General features: G+C 36.5%; 17 protein-coding genes and 1 riboswitch. All 17 genes read left to right on the forward strand.

All coding sequences use genetic code 11. The annotated features are described in order from the left end of the window. The first annotated feature begins 124 nt into the window (after positions 1-124). The 17 genes from BMZ99_RS01970 to BMZ99_RS02050 all read left to right on the forward strand — a co-directional run bounded on the left by BMZ99_RS01970 (position 125) and on the right by BMZ99_RS02050 (position 16090). A complete protein-coding gene (locus BMZ99_RS01970) occupies positions 125-1150 on the forward strand; it encodes an HD-GYP domain-containing protein (protein WP_245754768.1) in 1026 nt (341 codons plus the stop codon). Between the two features lie 136 nt (positions 1151-1286). Further along, the gene (gene larB, locus BMZ99_RS01975) at positions 1287-2039 is read left to right on the forward strand and encodes a nickel pincer cofactor biosynthesis protein LarB (RefSeq protein WP_090932426.1); all 753 of its coding nucleotides are present in this window, start codon (positions 1287-1289) and stop codon (positions 2037-2039) included. Positions 2040-2043: 4 nt separating this feature from the next. Further along, positions 2044-3279, forward strand: a complete 1236-nt coding sequence (larC, locus tag BMZ99_RS01980; protein WP_090932428.1) for a nickel pincer cofactor biosynthesis protein LarC — start codon at positions 2044-2046, stop codon at positions 3277-3279. Between the two features lie 122 nt (positions 3280-3401). Beyond that, the gene (gene queC / locus BMZ99_RS01985; protein WP_090932429.1) at positions 3402-4082 is read left to right on the forward strand and encodes a 7-cyano-7-deazaguanine synthase QueC; all 681 of its coding nucleotides are present in this window, start codon (positions 3402-3404) and stop codon (positions 4080-4082) included. A 3-nt stretch (positions 4083-4085) separates the two neighbouring features. Continuing rightward, entirely contained in the window at positions 4086-4874 is a 789-nt protein-coding gene (gene folE2, locus BMZ99_RS01990) for a GTP cyclohydrolase FolE2 (protein WP_090932431.1), read from the forward strand. A gap of 139 nt (positions 4875-5013) precedes the next feature. Then, positions 5014-5868 (forward strand): ChbG/HpnK family deacetylase, encoded by an 855-nt coding sequence (locus BMZ99_RS01995; protein WP_090932432.1) that lies wholly within the window; start codon positions 5014-5016, stop codon positions 5866-5868. Further along, positions 5861-6850, forward strand: coding sequence for a lysylphosphatidylglycerol synthase transmembrane domain-containing protein (locus tag BMZ99_RS02000; protein WP_090932434.1), 990 nt, complete (start codon positions 5861-5863; stop codon positions 6848-6850). Before BMZ99_RS01995 ends, BMZ99_RS02000 begins: the two co-directional genes overlap by 8 nt. Positions 6851-6863: 13 nt before the next feature. Then, positions 6864-7781 (forward strand): NAD-dependent epimerase/dehydratase family protein, encoded by a 918-nt coding sequence (locus BMZ99_RS02005; protein WP_090932436.1) that lies wholly within the window; start codon positions 6864-6866, stop codon positions 7779-7781. Positions 7782-7897: 116 nt separating this feature from the next. Beyond that, positions 7898-9439, forward strand: a complete 1542-nt coding sequence (locus BMZ99_RS02010; RefSeq protein WP_090932437.1) for an ArnT family glycosyltransferase — start codon at positions 7898-7900, stop codon at positions 9437-9439. 139 nt (positions 9440-9578) lie between these two features. Next, a riboswitch (cobalamin riboswitch) is annotated at positions 9579-9753 on the forward strand. A gap of 81 nt (positions 9754-9834) precedes the next feature. Continuing rightward, positions 9835-10935, forward strand: a complete 1101-nt coding sequence (gene cbiD / locus BMZ99_RS02015) for a cobalt-precorrin-5B (C(1))-methyltransferase CbiD (protein ID WP_090932439.1) — start codon at positions 9835-9837, stop codon at positions 10933-10935. Beyond that, on the forward strand, positions 10920-11546 hold the full coding sequence (gene cbiE / locus BMZ99_RS02020; protein ID WP_090932441.1) for a precorrin-6y C5,15-methyltransferase (decarboxylating) subunit CbiE: 627 nt from the start codon (positions 10920-10922) through the stop codon (positions 11544-11546). The genes cbiD and cbiE overlap by 16 nt, the downstream gene beginning before the upstream one ends. Then, positions 11543-12124 (forward strand): precorrin-6Y C5,15-methyltransferase (decarboxylating) subunit CbiT, encoded by a 582-nt coding sequence (gene cbiT / locus BMZ99_RS02025; protein ID WP_090932443.1) that lies wholly within the window; start codon positions 11543-11545, stop codon positions 12122-12124. The genes cbiE and cbiT overlap by 4 nt, the downstream gene beginning before the upstream one ends. Before the next feature lie 43 nt (positions 12125-12167). Further along, a complete protein-coding gene (cobM, locus tag BMZ99_RS02030; protein WP_090932445.1) occupies positions 12168-12923 on the forward strand; it encodes a precorrin-4 C(11)-methyltransferase in 756 nt (251 codons plus the stop codon). Next, a complete protein-coding gene (locus BMZ99_RS02035) occupies positions 12920-13981 on the forward strand; it encodes a cobalt-precorrin 5A hydrolase (RefSeq protein ID WP_090932447.1) in 1062 nt (353 codons plus the stop codon). Before cobM ends, BMZ99_RS02035 begins: the two co-directional genes overlap by 4 nt. Positions 13982-14007: 26 nt before the next feature. After that, complete coding sequence (gene cobJ / locus BMZ99_RS02040; protein WP_245754779.1) at positions 14008-14706, forward strand: precorrin-3B C(17)-methyltransferase; 699 nt, start codon at positions 14008-14010, stop codon at positions 14704-14706. Next, on the forward strand, positions 14703-15467 hold the full coding sequence (locus tag BMZ99_RS02045) for a cobalt-precorrin-6A reductase (RefSeq protein WP_090932451.1): 765 nt from the start codon (positions 14703-14705) through the stop codon (positions 15465-15467). The genes cobJ and BMZ99_RS02045 overlap by 4 nt, the downstream gene beginning before the upstream one ends. After that, entirely contained in the window at positions 15464-16090 is a 627-nt protein-coding gene (locus BMZ99_RS02050) for a precorrin-8X methylmutase (RefSeq protein ID WP_090932453.1), read from the forward strand. The genes BMZ99_RS02045 and BMZ99_RS02050 overlap by 4 nt, the downstream gene beginning before the upstream one ends. Positions 16091-16115 lie beyond the last annotated feature (25 nt).

Genomic DNA, 16115 nt, shown 5'->3' on the forward strand with positions numbered 1-16115 from the left:
ATATCCAATATTTTCTTAGATCTAGAAGGGAAATGTTAATTTTGTGTAGAATTATCATAAAGCAAGCTGGGTTTACTACATAAGAAGAACATACCCTAGATAGGAGGTAACAAAAATTCAGCAAATGTTGTTAAATGATGTCAAGGAAAATATGATTTTAGCACAAGATATAGTCGATAGATATGGTAGGACACTCGTAACAGCAGGTGTGCCATTAAAGCAAGAATTAATTAATTTACTTAAAAAACATGAAATCTTTTCTATTTCTGTGCGTGATAATAAAATTATTAATTATGAAATTAGTAAAGCACATGATTTAATAAATATGGATACTAGATTAAAATTAATTTCAAATGTTGAAGATGCTTTTAACAGCACTGATGGTTTAGTTCGACATTTAACACAATTGCAGAATTATATAGATGGTATTGTATCTACATTAGTGAAAAACAAAAATATTCTTATGTATTTAGATGAAGTTAATTCTACAAGCGATTATTTATTTATGCATAGCGTTAACGTCGGCTTATTTTCTATTATTATCGGTATTGCAATGGATTTAGCTTATGATGATTTATGCCTTTTAGGTATGGGCGGATTGCTGCATGACTTTGGAAAAACCAGAATTACAAAGTGTCTTTTAGATAAGCAAGGTCAATTGACACCTGAAGAATTTAATGAAATTAAAGAACACGCTACTCTTGGTTATAATATTCTAAAAATAGACACATACCTCGATTACCGTGTTACGTTTATGGCATTACAGCATCATGAACGTTGCAATGGCAGCGGATATCCCTGGGGTATTTCAGGGCACCAGATACATCCATTAGCACGAATCGTAGCAGTTGCCGATGTTTATGATGCGTTAACTACAAATCGTGTATACCGCTCACGCCTGAGTTCTTTCAAGGCAATGGAAATTATTAATAAAGGTAATGGCATTCATTTTGATGAAAATGTAATAAAGGCTTTTAATCGTATTGCCATTCCATATCAAATTGATAGTAATGTAAAACTTACAAATGGCATCGAAGGTAAAGTAATTAAACTTAACAGTTCTGATTTATCTCGACCTCTTATTTCCACTCCAATTGGTATAGTAAATTTATTATATGAAACAGATATTGCTATTATTGCTGCAAGTTAACTAAAAACTTGGCTAAGGCCAAGTTTTTAGTATTATATACTACTTGTAAATGCGAAAATTAATCTGTAAAAAAAGTGATATAATAAAAGAAAATCTTATAAATACTCGAACTAAAACTAGCAATAAGGAGACAAGCATGGATATTAATAATCTACGCAATGTATTGGAAGACTTACAAGCAAGTCGATTGTCGTTGGACGAAGCAGTAAATAAGCTTAAAATTTTACCGTATGAAGACTTGGAATTTGTAAAAATTGATCATCATCGTATGATTAGACAAGGTTTTCCAGAAGTAATTTTTTGTCAAGGAAAAACTGCAGAGCAAGTAGCGACAATTATGAAAAGTTTGTCGACACATAATCAGAGTATATTAGCGACTCGAGCAACTGAAGCTATGTATACAGTGGTAAAGGCTGTATTGCCAGAAGCACAATTTTATGAAGTACCTAAAATAATTTATGTTAAACGTGATACGATAGAGCCTGATAGCAAACGATTTGTTTTAGTTCTGTCCGCAGGCACAAGCGACATACCCGTCGCCGAAGAAGCCGCTGTGACAGCAGAAATTATGGGTAATAAAGTTGAGAGAATTTATGATGTTGGCGTTGCTGGCATTCACCGATTATTTGCCCACCAGGATATTATTCAAAATGCTAATGTGATTATTGTAGCTGCAGGTATGGAAGGTGCGTTAGCTAGTGTAGTTGGCGGTATGGTTTCCAAACCGGTAATTGCTTTACCTACTAGCATAGGCTATGGTGCTAGTTTTAACGGCTTAGCAGCTTTATTAAGCATGTTAAATAGTTGCGCTGCTGGAATTTCCGTGGTGAATATTGACAATGGATTTGGAGCAGGACGATTAGCAAGTATAATTAATCAAATGAGGTGATATCATGAAAGCCCTGTATTTAGATTGTTTTTCTGGTATTAGTGGTAATATGTTATTAGGAGCTTTGCTACATGTAGGATTACCAGAAGATGTATTAAGACAAAATTTATCGCTCTTACCTGTTCATGGTTATGATTTAATCATTACAGAGGTAAATAAATGCGGCATTAGTGCCATTTATGTAGATGTAAAACTCCATGATGATGATGGTGATCATCACCATGATCATCACCATCATCATCGCCATCATCATCGCCATTTATCAGATATTTTTCAGATCATTGATGAGTCTCAATTATCTCCTAAAATTAAGGCTGATAGTAAGAGAATATTCTTATTTCTAGCTCAAGCAGAGGCCAAAGTACATGGGGTAGAAGTAGAAGAAATTCACTTTCACGAAGTAGGGGCTGTTGATGCTATTGTTGATATTGTTGGAACAGCAATTGGTTTAGATTATTTAGGAATTCAGGCGATTTATACTTCTGCACTTCAAGTTGGCAAGGGATTTGTAAAGTGTGCTCATGGATTAATGCCAGTACCTGCTCCAGCTACAGCAGAGTTATTAAGAAATATTCCATACTCTAACGGAGAAATAAGTAAGGAATTAGTAACACCTACTGGAGCAGCCGTAATTGCAGCACTAAGTATTAATCATGGAAATATGCCTGCTAACTTTCTTAGTAAAGCAATCGGTTATGGAGCAGGAACATGGGATTTAGAAATTCCTAATGTACTAAGAATGCATGTGGGTGAAATCAAGGACGAAAGTTTAATGACAAAAACTTTCGTTGTAGAAGCCAATATTGATGATTTAAACCCTCAAATTTATCCATATGTTATGGATAAATTACTGAAAATGGGTGTTTTTGATGTTTGGCTCACTCCAATTATTATGAAAAAAAACCGTTCTGCCACAATGTTATCTGTATTAGTAAATGATTTAATTTTGAATCAAGTTCTTGCGCTTATCTTCCAACAAACTTCTACTATTGGATTACGATATTATGCAACTGAAAGAAAAATCGCGACGCGTAAAATAATAGAGGTGAATGTACCTTGGGGGAAAGTTAAAGTGAAGGTAAGTGCATATGAAGGAAAAATATGTAGCATAACTCCTGAATATGAAGATTGCAAAATCATAGCAAATGAACATAATATTCCTTTAAAGAAAGTACAGCAAACTGCTTTAGAAATAGCCTCAGCTGTTATTAAAGAAGACGTGATTTCGTTTGAGAGTTAATATTTCTTATGTGAGCGGCGTTCTATACTTGTCAAGTATTGAGGTATTATCTTGATCAGCAAATAAAATAAATCAGTCCAAGCGTTTGAATAAAAATTAAAACTTAGGAGTGTTCTCGCAGCATGAAAGCAGTTGTATTATTGTCAGGTGGATTAGATTCCACAGTATGCATGGCCGTAGCTCGTAGTAAAGGTTATGAGCTTTTTCCTATTAGCTTTAATTATAATCAGCGTCATGCTCGTGAATTAGAATGTGCCAAAAAGGTATCCCAATATTATAATGTTACTAAACATATTGTTATTGAAACCAACATGAATGCAATTGGTGGCAGTGCCTTAACAGATGAGCAATTGGCAGTACCCACTGGCAATCTCGATAGCCGTCAAATTCCTGTAACCTATGTTCCTGCTAGAAATCTGATTTTTTTAAGCTATGCTTTAGGTTATGCAGAGGTGGCAGGAGCAGACAAAATTTTTATTGGTGTGAATGCTCTTGATTATTCAGGTTATCCCGATTGTCGTCCTGAATTTATCAATTTATTCCAACAAGTCGCAGATTATAGCACAAAAGCTGGTGTACAGGAGCATCGAAAAATAGTAATAGAAACTCCCTTATTGCAATTAACTAAGAAAGATATTGTTATGCTGGGAAATAGCTTAGATGCTCCTTTGCAACTTACTACCAGTTGCTATAATGGGGAGCCAGTTGCCTGCGGAGAATGTGATAGTTGCCTTTTACGTTTAAGAGGTTTTGCTGAAGCAGGTACAATAGATCCTATTATGTATAGAACTAGGAGTGAATAAGATTTGAAAGACGTTCAAAATATCTCCGATGATCGTGGCATTGCAATTCAAAATGTAGGTGTTAGTGATGTACGCTTGCCATTTCTTATAAAAACTAAGGCAGAATCCCTTCAGTCTGTCTTAGCAACGATAAGCCTTACCGTTGATTTACCAAAAGAATATAAAGGTACTCATATGAGCCGCTTCATCGAAATTTTGAGTGAATGGAGCCAAAAGCCTGTTTCCTACCGAGAAATGGAATTGATTTTAATGGATACTATTAATAAACTTGATGCTGAGCATGCGCAAATGGATATTAAATTTAAATATTTTATTGAAAAAATCGCTCCTATTAGTAAACTGAGGAGTATGCTTGATGTAGATTGCCTATTTTCAGCTCAGTTGACTAAAGGTAAATCTTTAGATTTTATCCTAGGTGTTAATGTTCCTTTTACTTCCCTTTGCCCTTGTAGTAAAGAAATTTCAAGATATGGTGCGCATAACCAGCGGGGATTGATGAAGGTAAAAATTAAAAATGTAGATGGACAATTTATCTGGATTGAAGATTTAGTCGCACTAATGGAGGCAGAGGGAAGCTGCCCAATTTATCCTTTATTAAAGCGAGAAGATGAAAAGTACGTAACAGAGCATGCTTATGAAAATGCAAAATTCGTTGAAGATGTCCTAAGGGATTTGGTTCTATCTTTACGTCAGCAAAAATCAATTCGTTGGTTTGAAGTACAGTGTGAAAACTATGAGTCTATTCATAACCACAGTGCTTATGCCAAGCACGTTGAAAATCTGAGTTCTTAATACAGCAATAGGAGCCTAATTTAGGCTCCTTCACTCTTTATATTTGACTTTAAATAAATTTTATTTAAGCATAAATTGCCATATTTCCTTATACATGCTACCATATATAGTTGAGGTGTATAATAAGGAGCTGTTCTATATGCAACAATTAATCATAAATGCTGATGATTTTGGCATTAATGAAATGGTAAACCTAGGCATTATTCAAGGATATTTAAATGGTATTATTACCAGCACAACCATTATGCCCTCAGGTAATGCCTTCGATCATGCTATAATGTTAGCTTCGGCTAATAAAGAGCTAGGAGTTGGTATACACTTAACATTAGTAGGTGAAACTTCACTTTGTGATCCTCAGAAGATCCCCTCTTTAGTAAATAATGAAGGCTGCTTATCACTTCATTACACTGAGTTCTTACGGCGCTATTGTTTAGGAAAGATAAAGCTCAATGATATTCATAAGGAACTTACTGCTCAGGTAAAAAAAGTAGTGGACTGTGGAATAGCAATTACACATTTAGATAGTCACCAACATATGCATATTGTACCTGGAATCATTGATATTATAATAGAAATTGCTAAACATTTTGGTATAAAAAAAATACGTATTCCTGCTGAACCCTATTTGTTTTTAGGTGGTTATCCTTTTGAAACAGCACGAGTTATAGCACGTTGCGGTCTAACTTTCTTAGCCGAAATAGCACGCTGTAAGATACAAAAACATAGATTTGCCGCTCCTGAACATTTTTTTGGAATGTTAGCCGGAGGAAATATGCAGGAGGAGTATTTATTACGTATATTATCCTCTTTACCAGAAGGTACTTCAGAAATTATGATACATCCAGGAACCAATGATTCGATTTTACAAAAAACGTATAACTGGAATTATCACTGGCAAGCTGAATTAAATGCAGTAACCAGCCCTATGATTTCTCAACATATCATAGATCATCATATTCAATTAATTTCATTTAGGGAGTTAGAACATGATTAAGTTTTATCAACGGCTGATTCTCTTACTACTGTTTGTAGGTGGCATCTCCAGTATAGTAATCTATTTTACTGTTGATATTCACACTTTACGTCACCTTAATAGCTTTCAGCCTTGGTCTTTAGCTTTAGCTTTTGTTTTCTTAATAATTGGCTTATACTTTGATGGAATTCGTCTTATGCATCTTGTATCTATCTCGGGGGAAAAGATTCGTCTAATTGAGGCTGTTCATGTTGTATTTGGGAATTATTTCCTAGCTCTTCTAACGCCCGGAGCTGCGGGTGGCGCAGTAGCACAAGTCATGTTTTTGCGTAAAGCAGGCGTCCCTACCGGTAAAGCTACTGTATTAATAGTTGTTAGAACATTATTATCTATTATTTTTTTAGTGCTTTGCTTGCCAGTTATTTTTTACTATGATCCAGGGATTATGCCAGGTCTTTCAGATGATACTCTTACGATTGTTTTTGCATCACTAATTGCCATCATTCTGGGGCTAATTTGGTTATTTCGTACTAGTCTGCCTTATTATTGGTTAGTAACACTTACAAAGAAATTTAGTCATTGTAATCGGCGGCGGATTTTTCTACTTTATCGTGATGTCAGAGGCGCTGTATTCATGTTATCCTCTTCTCCCTTAAGCATGGCGAGAGTCTTTATTGAATCAGCTATCAGTTTACTAGCTTTATATAGCGTTGTGCCAATCTTGTTTATGGGAATGGGAATGGACATAGCAATTTATATACCTCAGATTATGGGAAGGATGATTTTGTTAAACATTTTGCTTTATTTTGCTCCTACACCAGGAGGATCGGGTATTGCTGAAGGTGGCTTTGTTCTTTTATTTAGTAGCTTTCTACCATCAGGAACTGTAGGAATAGTCGCTGTAGCATGGCGAATCATCGTAGAGTATTTACCTTTTGTTATTGGTTTGTATTTTACCATTAGAGTGTTTGGACATAAATTTTTAGCTAATCATATTAAATAGGGGGAATTATAAAATGAAAGTATTAGTAACTGGTGGAGCTGGTTTTATCGGCTCACATGTTGTTGATAAATTAATACAAGAAAAATATCAGGTAGTGATTATTGATAATTTGAGTACTGGATTACAAGAAAATATTAATCCATCCGCTACATTTTTTCAGTTAGATATTCGTAGTGAAGAGGTACTTACTCTATTTATGTGTGAAAAATTTGATTTTGTAATTCATCTCGCTGCTCAAACAATGGTACATAAATCTTTAGAAACGCCTAGCTATGATTGTGATATAAATGTAATGGGTACTGTAAATATTTTAGAGGCATGCCGAAAAACCGGTGTAAAGCGTATCGTTTTTTCCTCTACAGCTGCAGTATACGGTAATGTAACAACATTACCTGTAATGGAAACTAATCAGAAAGCACCTACTTCTTTTTATGGATTGAGCAAGTTGACCTGTGAAAATTATTTGTCATTATACAAGGAAGTCTATGGCCTTGATTATATGATCTTACGATATGCCAATGTATATGGTGAACGCCAAGGCGATGGGGGTGAGGGTGGTGTTATTAGTATTTTCACTCGTAAGATCAGCCAAGATCAATCAGTATTGATCTTTGGTGACGGCAGTCAGACAAGAGACTTTATTTATGTTGGTGATGTGGCTAATGCTAATTATCAATCACTATTAGTCGGTTCTGCTAACAAAATATGTAATATTAGTACACAAATAGAAACAAGTGTAAATTCCTTAATCGATCATATCGGCATGATCTCAGGTAAGATGGTAAGTAGAAACTATAATGAAAAACGTGAAGGTGATATTTATAAATCTTCTTTATCAAATGCAATCGCACGAAAAGATCTAGATTGGCAGCCACATATGACACTAATAGAAGGCTTGGATAAAACATATCATTCTCTTTCCAAATTATAAAATTTCTTTTGGGATATATTATTAACATGAAAAGTATTTGTTATATTCTAATATTCTATTACTTTTGTGAGGAATATTTACTTTTATTAATTCAACTTTCGGAGGTTGCAGATTAAATGGTTAAAAGGGTAGGAAATGGTTTTTGGTTGGTGGCTATAATCACAATAGTAATCGTATTTTTAAATTTAGGTGGAGTACCTTTGTTAGATCCTGATGAACCTGTATATGCAGAAACACCTAAAGAAATGTTTATTTTTAATGAATTTCTTTCTCCTCGTATCTATGGGGAGTATTGGTATGATAAGCCTCCTATGTATTATTGGTTAGTAGCTGCTTCTTATAAAATTTTTGGCATAAATGAATTTTCCGCTCGCTTTCCTTCTGCAGTATTAGCTGTAGCTTGTACATTACTAGTCTATCAATCGGGTCGGCGATTATTTAGTGAACGAGCGGGTGTTGCTGGGGCATTAGTATTAGCTACCAGTATTGAGTTCTTTTATTTAGGAAAAGCTGCTGTAACCGATATTACTTTACTTTTTTTTCTTTCTGCTTCTTTATTGGCTTTTATAGACAAAAAATATTATATTGCCTATTTATTCGCCGGATTTGCTACATTAACGAAAGGACCTATTGGACTGTTATTTCCTGGAGGAATAATCTTTTTTTATTTACTTGTTACACGTAACTGGGCTCTATTAAAAAGTATGAAAATATTCTCGGGATTGTTGATCTATGCTGCAATAGCTGCACCTTGGTATATCTTGATGTATAATATTCACGGAAGCATCTTTGTCGATACGTTCCTTGGTTTTCATAATATTACAAGGTTTACGTCTCCAGAGCATCCAGAGGGCGTACTCTGGTATTATTATATTCCAGTTCTTATTCTTGGCTTCTTCCCCTGGACAGGTGTCATGATTCAATCGATATGGAATTCTTTAACAAAAAGTACATTCCATTTTTCAACGTTATTATTTTTAAATATTTGGGCATTATTTATTTTTGTTTTTTTTACAATTTCTCAAACTAAATTGGTATCTTATATTTTACCTATGTATCCACCATTGTCTATGATTGTCGGTTGGTATATCGATCGTCTTTGGACATCACATGGTAAATTTGTTTTTACAAGTTGGACTATAGGTCTAAGCATAGTAACAATACTACTTATAGGCCTTATGATTATTGGTGTTAAGGCTGTGCCTATATTAGCAAATGGTATATATATCTCTGCCATAATATTTGTATTAATGTCTTCTTTAGTAGGATTTTTTTTATGGAAAAAAGATATTAGTCGTGCTTTTTGGACCAAAATCATATCTATGGCATTGTTCTCCATAGTTTTAACTGCTATACTTTTTCCCATTGCAGCACCTATGCTCACAACTAAAAATATTGCTCAAGAATTTAACCAGCAATATGATGGCAAATCTCCAGTGTATGTGGTAAAATTCTTACGTCCTGGTTTTGCTTTCTACACCAACGTTTATGGCAAAGAAATTTTGTTAGGCACAGATTTTAATGAATTGATTCAACAAAGCCAGCGTTCCTATTTTCTAATCAGACAATCTGAATATGATCGTTTAACAGTCGCAAATCGACAATCTATTATTATTTTATCCAGCATTGGTGACAAAGTGTTGTTGCTAAAAGAATGATACTTAAATATGTGGGAAAAAATGTTATTCACTACCAAAATATAGTTAACATTGATATTTAATGAAAGAATAGCAGGAAAATTTTATTTGCTAGTGGAATACATATAATTATAGAAGTCTTAGAATATAATAATAATTTAATAGATCTATGGGAATAGGTGCTTACGCTTAAAAGGGAAGACTGGTTAGAAGCCAGCGCGGTCCCGCCACTGTATTGGGGAATGCAACTAAGATATGCCACTGGGGAATCCCCGGGAAGGTTTAGGTGTGTAATGAGCCAGAGTCAGGAGACCTGCCTATTCTAACACACCATTATGACCTACGAAGGATAGGCAGGTGGTAGAATAAATTATTCACTTGGTTTATTGTACCCCCTGTCTGCAGGGGGATTTATTTTGTCAAAGAAAATGCGATCTGGAATTACTACAGGTACTTGTGCAGCTGCAGCCACTAAAGCGGCTGTATTAGCTTGGAAAGGTGAATTACCTAAAATGGTTGCTGTTGCATCGCCGCAGGGACATATGATTCAAGTGGAAATTGCAACAAGTCAACGTCTAAGTTCTGGTGGAAAAGCCAGTGTAATTAAAGATGCAGGCGATGATCCGGATGTCACACATGGTACCATCATATCTGCCGAAATAGAAATTAATACTACGAATGAAATAATACTGCAAGCTGGTGTTGGAGTAGGTATCGTAACGAAACCAGGTCTATCTGTAGCAGTTGGACAACCTGCGATTAATCCTGGTCCACGCAAAATGATCATGCAAGCAATACAGGATGTATTACCTGATGGTCATGGCGTAACGGTTACTATTTCGATACCTGAAGGTGAAAAATTAGCAAAACGTACTTTAAATTCTACTTTAGGTATTATCGGCGGTTTATCGATTATAGGTACTACAGGCATTGTTGAGCCAATGTCAGAGGAAGCTTTTAAAAATTCATTGTCACCGCAAATATCAATGGTGAGAGCCTTAGGATATGACGAAGTGGTCTTTGCTCCTGGGAAAATTGGTCAGGATATTGCTATTAACCGATATCATCTGCCAACAGAAACGGTAATCCAAACTAGTAATTTTATAGGACATATGTTAGAAAGTGCTGTGCAGTATGGTATGAAACAAGTATTAATCTTTGGGCACTTAGGAAAGCTCGTAAAAGTAGCTGCTGGAATTTTTCATACTCATAACCGCGTAGCTGATGCGCGCTTTGAAACGTTAGCAGCCTATATGGCTGCCCTTGGTGCTCCGCAGCAGGCTATACAAGAAATATTAACGTGCAATACTACAGAAGCCGCTATGCCCATAATTACACAATATAAATTAAATGATGTGTATCGTGTAATTGCTGAAAGAGTCAGCATTCGGTCTGAACGATATGTATTTGGTGATTTAAAAGTAGGTACCGCAATGATCACTCTGCAAGGTGAATTATTGGCGGTTGACGATACGGCACGAGAAATTGGAGGCAAGTTAGGATGGAACATAAAATAATCGTTGTAGGAATAGGACCAGGTTCACCTGATTACATCTTGCCAGTGGCTAGCCGCATCATTGCAGATGCAAAGGTGATAGCAGGCAGTAAGCGTGCTCTTGCAACCTTTGCTCCTGATCATGCGATTACTAAGGTAATTGACAATGACCTAAAAGGGGTATTAACATTTATCGCTGCCTCCCTAAGGGATAACGATGTAGTTGTAATGGTTTCCGGTGATCCCGGCTTTTATAGTTTTTTAGCTACCCTTAAAACCAAATTTTCTTCGGCACAGATTACGGTTATTCCTGGTATTAGTTCGATGCAGTTAGCTTTTGCCAGGATCACTGACATTTGGCAGGATGCAGTTTTAATTAGTATGCATGGACGACAAGCCAAAGATATTGATCTGAATTATGCTCCAGAAAAAAAACTTGGTATATTAACGGATTTTGAACAAAATCCGTTATATATTGCAAACCTACTCCTTGAGCATGGGTGGCCATTACATTCAAAGGTATGGTTATGTGCTAATTTATCTTATGAAAATGAAAAAATTAAACATTTAACATTAGGTGAAATCAAAGAAGTCGATGGATTTACTCATTGTGTAATGGTGGTGGCAATATGACATATTTTCCCGGTATTAACGATGATGAATTTCTGCGGGGCGACATTCCAATGACGAAGCAGGAAGTTCGTATCTTAGTTCTGAATAAAGCGAAGATACGCCCCAGCGATGTTATTATAGATATCGGTGCAGGTACTGGATCTCTTTCAATTGAAGCTGCACTTCAGGCTCATCAAGGTACTGTATATGCTATAGAACGTCATCCAGAGGGAGTTGATTTAATTCGTGCGAATGCTGTAAAATTTGGTGCGGCTAATGTTGAAGTCATTTCTGGAACTGCCCCCACAGCATTACAGAACATTCCAAAGGCTGATGTAATCTTTATTGGAGGCAGCGGTGGTCATTTACAGGAAATCTTAAAACAAAGTAATGATTTGTTAAAATCAAACGGACGATTAGTAATTACGGCAATTACTGTTGAAACTTTATATGAAACCTTGCATACGATGCAAGCTAAACCTGAATTTACCGTAGAAGCTTTCGGTATGCAAGTAACACGTATCAAACATATTAAAACAAGTAATATGCTGCAGGCTTTAAATCCAATCTATGTTATTACATCCACTAAGAATATCTAACTCTATTCATTAGAGAATTTTTAATTAATCAGGAGGTTCATTCATGCATGTATCATTTGTAGGAGCAGGTCCGGGGGATCCTGAGCTTATTACTGTAAAAGGACAACGTTTATTAGGTGAGGCTGATGTTATTATCTATGCAGGTTCGTTAGTAAATCCAGCCTTGCTGTCACTAGCAAAACAGGGAACTTCCATTTATAATAGTGCTTCTATGACTTTGGATCAAGTTATAAAAGTTATGGAAAAAGCCACAGAACGTGGTCAGAAAACGGTTCGCTTACATACTGGAGATCCAAGTATTTATGGGGCAATTCAAGAACAAATGGACGCCTTAGATAAGAAAGGTATTTCTTATGAAGTGATACCTGGTGTCAGTTCTTTCTTGGCAACTGCCGCAGCTTTACAACGTGAATATACGTTACCTGATGTTTCACAAACAGTTATCATTACACGTCTTGAAGGCCGTACACCAGTGCCCGAAAAAGAAAAGCTGGCTTTATTGGCCAGTCATAATGCTACTATGTGTATCTTTTTGAGTGTACATATGATAGACAGCGTTATGAAAGAATTAATAGATGGTGGTTATCAACAAGATACTCCAGTAGCAATCGTACAAAAAGCATCTTGGCCTGATCAAAAAATCTTTAGAGGTACAGTTTCTACAATTGGAAAAATTGTCACTGATGCGAAAATTGATCGCACAGCGATGATCGTTGTAGGGCGATGTTTAGACAGTCAATATGCACTTTCTAGATTGTATGCCCCCGAATTTGGGCATATGTACCGAGATGCAAAATGAAGTTAGCAATCATTTCCGTAACAAACCAGGGCGCATTACTGGGTGATGCATTAGCAGAAAAGCTGGCTAAACTGGGAAAGAAAGCGGATGTTTTTGCTAAAGCAGGACGCAATCCAATGAACTCAATATCTTATGATTTATTAAGCAAGCTAATCAGTGATATATTTTCTAAATATGATGGTTTCTTGTTTATAATGGCAACAGGTATTGTGGTGAGAGTGATAGCTCCCCATATCTCTGATAAACGTGTCGACCCAGCTATCGTGGTTATGGGGGATAATGGAGAACATGTAATTAGTCTATTGTCAGGGCATATTGGTGGAGCCAATGAACTGGCCCACTTAATTGCAGAAATCTCAGATGCTGAGCCTGTCATTACTACAGCTACCGATCTTGCACAAAAGCCAGCAGCAGATATGTTAGCCGTAAAACTGAACTTAAAGATAGAACCATTTACCCAATTAAAAGCAATTAATTCTGCGATTGTCAATAATGATACTGTCAAATTTTTCTTAGATAAAACCTTGAATAATCAAAATCGATATGAGCAGGAAGCAGTAAAACAAGGTGTTGTTTTTAAAGATTTATCTCTATTACCTAATGAAGAATATGATGCCGCTGTTATTATTACGGATCAATTATTGCCCATCAACAAGAATCAATTATATTTACGTCCCTTGACTCTTGCAGTTGGTATCGGTTGCAGGCGCAATACTAGCAAAGAAGAAATCTTAGCAGCAATAAAAGATGCTTGTACTCAAATTGGACATAGTATAAACAGCATTTCAATTATTGGCAGTACGATTGTAAAACAGGATGAAAAAGGCTTACTATCAGTCATACAACAGTTGAATGTACCTAGTATTTTCTTCGTTAACGAGCAATTGCAGGAATGTATTGAAACATATCAATTAGAAGAATCAAATTTTGTCAAAAAAAAGATAGGAGTGGGAAATGTATGTGCAGCAGCAGCAATCTTAGCGGGACAGTCGAACAAACTTCTTCTTCCGAAGACCAAGTACAAGAATGTAACGGTGGCCATTGCCCCGGTCAAATAGCAGTAATTGGAATAGGGCCAGGCAGTTTGCTTGATATGAGTCCTAGAGCCAGAGAAAGTATTGAAAATGCGGATGTAATCGTGGGTTACAATACCTATGTTCAATTAGTTTCTGAATTATTAACTGATAAAAAAATTATCGGCACTGGTATGATGCAAGAAATTGAACGCTGTCAAAGTGCCGTGGACCAAGCATTAGCAGGAAAAAAGGTTGCAGTTATTTCCAGCGGTGACCCAGGTGTATATGGTATGGCAGGTCTGGTTTTAGAATTAGCCATGAAATACGAAGCAGCTGTTCGCCCAGAAGTCATTATCGTACCAGGAATAAGTGCAGTAGGAGCTTCTGCTGCGGTATTGGGAGCACCGCTCATGCATGATTTTGCTGTAATTAGCTTAAGCGATCTCTTAACCCCCTGGGATGTTATTAGAAAGCGGGTAGAAATGGCAGCAGCAGGAGATTTTGTTATTGCCTTATATAATCCAAAGAGTAAGCGTCGGACCAGCCAAATTAGAGAAGTGCGGGAAATTGTACTGAAGCATCGAACAGCAGCCACCCCTGTAGGAATTGTCCATCATGCCACTAGGGAAGGCGAGAACATGGTAATCTCTAATCTTAATGACTTTACTCAAGAATTCATCGATATGTTCTCTTTAGTTATTATCGGGAATAGTCAAACCTATGTACAAGAAAATCGTATGATTACACCTCGTGGATACAAATTATGATTTTAGTTCTTGGAGGAACAAAAGATGGACGGGATCTGGCAGCCTTATTAACCGAAAAGGGATACCCAGTCATAGTATCAGTTTTTAGTGATTATGGTCGTGATTTGATACAACTGGATAAAGAATTAGTGCATACTGGTCCTTTAGATACAGATGGGTTTATTTCTTTTATCGGCACAAATCAGATTCATTTAATTGTAGATGCTAGCCATCCGTATGCTGTTAATGTTTCCCAAAATGCAATGAAAGCCTGTCAATCTACTGGCATACCCTATGTTAGATATGAACGCCCTAAAGCTCCTTTGCCAGCATATCAGGGTTTACATGTTGTCCATGATTATGATGAGGCTGCAAAAGTAGCCTCCGTCTTAGGCAAGGTTGTCTTTCTCACTACTGGCAGTCGCCACCTCAAACTGTTTAGAAACACAAGCTGTCTGCAAAATCACAGGTTAATTGCCCGTGTATTACCTGAGCCAAGCGTATTAACAGAGTGCCTATCGTTAGGATTTAAGCCTAAGGATATCGTAGCAATGCAAGGGCCTTTTTCTCATAATCTGAATATCGCATTATTTCAAGAATATAACACCGAGGTAATTATAACAAAAAATAGTGGACAAATTGGCGGTAGCGATACTAAAATTACTGCTGCCATGTCACTAAATCTGCCTTTAGTAATGATCGATAGACCGGTTATTCCATATCAGAATTTAGTATATGATACAAAGGATGTAATAAAGTTTATTAGGGAGGTACATAAATGAACTATATAACAGAACCTATGGCTATAGAAGAGCGCAGTATGGAAATCATTGCTCCTTATTTGGCTGAACTTAATTTGACACCGGAAGAAGTCAAGGTTTTCTCACGGATCATTCACGCAGCGGGTGACCCGGAATATTCGAAAGTTATTGAAATTCATAAAGATGCTATTCGGGCCGGATGTGCTGCATTGGAGAGTGGATGCGATATTTTCTGTGATGTGGAAATGGTGCGTACTGGCATAAATAAGCGTCGTTTAGCAGACAATGGTGGAACTGTCCATTGTTTGATTGGAGATGAAAAGGTCGCATCTACAGCAAAAGAGCTTGGTATAACTCGCTCAATGGTAGCTATGCGTACGTTCGGTGAACGTTTGCACGGCTCGATTGTAGCTATTGGCAATGCACCAACTGCTTTATTTGAAGTACTTAATTTGATGAAGGAAACAGCAATCAGGCCTGCCCTTATTATTGGTGTTCCTGTAGGCTTTGTTGGTGCCAGTGAATCCAAGGACTTTTTAGCTGAAACGTCACCTGTTCCATATATTACAGTCAGGGGTAATAAAGGTGGCAGTCCAATCGCTGCTGCAGTCACAAATGCTCTATTGTATATGCATAGAAGATAAAGCGTTAATAAGATACAATGTACTA

Source organism: Pelosinus propionicus DSM 13327 (assembly GCF_900114615.1).
Classification (GTDB): Bacteria; Bacillota; Negativicutes; order DSM-13327; family DSM-13327; genus Pelosinus; species Pelosinus propionicus.

What these genes read in the sequence shown, in the direction of transcription:
- BMZ99_RS01970 (WP_245754768.1), top strand. Translation starts at nt 125, where the DNA reads ATGTTGTTAAATGATGTCAAGGAAAATATGATTTTAGCACAAGATATA.
- larB (WP_090932426.1), top strand. Translation starts at nt 1,287, where the DNA reads ATGGATATTAATAATCTACGCAATGTATTGGAAGACTTACAAGCAAGT.
- larC (WP_090932428.1), top strand. Translation starts at nt 2,044, where the DNA reads ATGAAAGCCCTGTATTTAGATTGTTTTTCTGGTATTAGTGGTAATATG.
- queC (WP_090932429.1), top strand. Translation starts at nt 3,402, where the DNA reads ATGAAAGCAGTTGTATTATTGTCAGGTGGATTAGATTCCACAGTATGC.
- BMZ99_RS01995 (WP_090932432.1), top strand. Translation starts at nt 5,014, where the DNA reads ATGCAACAATTAATCATAAATGCTGATGATTTTGGCATTAATGAAATG.
- BMZ99_RS02000 (WP_090932434.1), top strand. Translation starts at nt 5,861, where the DNA reads ATGATTAAGTTTTATCAACGGCTGATTCTCTTACTACTGTTTGTAGGT.
- BMZ99_RS02005 (WP_090932436.1), top strand. Translation starts at nt 6,864, where the DNA reads ATGAAAGTATTAGTAACTGGTGGAGCTGGTTTTATCGGCTCACATGTT.
- BMZ99_RS02010 (WP_090932437.1), top strand. Translation starts at nt 7,898, where the DNA reads ATGGTTAAAAGGGTAGGAAATGGTTTTTGGTTGGTGGCTATAATCACA.
- cbiE (WP_090932441.1), top strand. Translation starts at nt 10,920, where the DNA reads ATGGAACATAAAATAATCGTTGTAGGAATAGGACCAGGTTCACCTGAT.
- cbiT (WP_090932443.1), top strand. Translation starts at nt 11,543, where the DNA reads ATGACATATTTTCCCGGTATTAACGATGATGAATTTCTGCGGGGCGAC.
- cobM (WP_090932445.1), top strand. Translation starts at nt 12,168, where the DNA reads ATGCATGTATCATTTGTAGGAGCAGGTCCGGGGGATCCTGAGCTTATT.
- BMZ99_RS02035 (WP_090932447.1), top strand. Translation starts at nt 12,920, where the DNA reads ATGAAGTTAGCAATCATTTCCGTAACAAACCAGGGCGCATTACTGGGT.
- BMZ99_RS02045 (WP_090932451.1), top strand. Translation starts at nt 14,703, where the DNA reads ATGATTTTAGTTCTTGGAGGAACAAAAGATGGACGGGATCTGGCAGCC.
- BMZ99_RS02050 (WP_090932453.1), top strand. Translation starts at nt 15,464, where the DNA reads ATGAACTATATAACAGAACCTATGGCTATAGAAGAGCGCAGTATGGAA.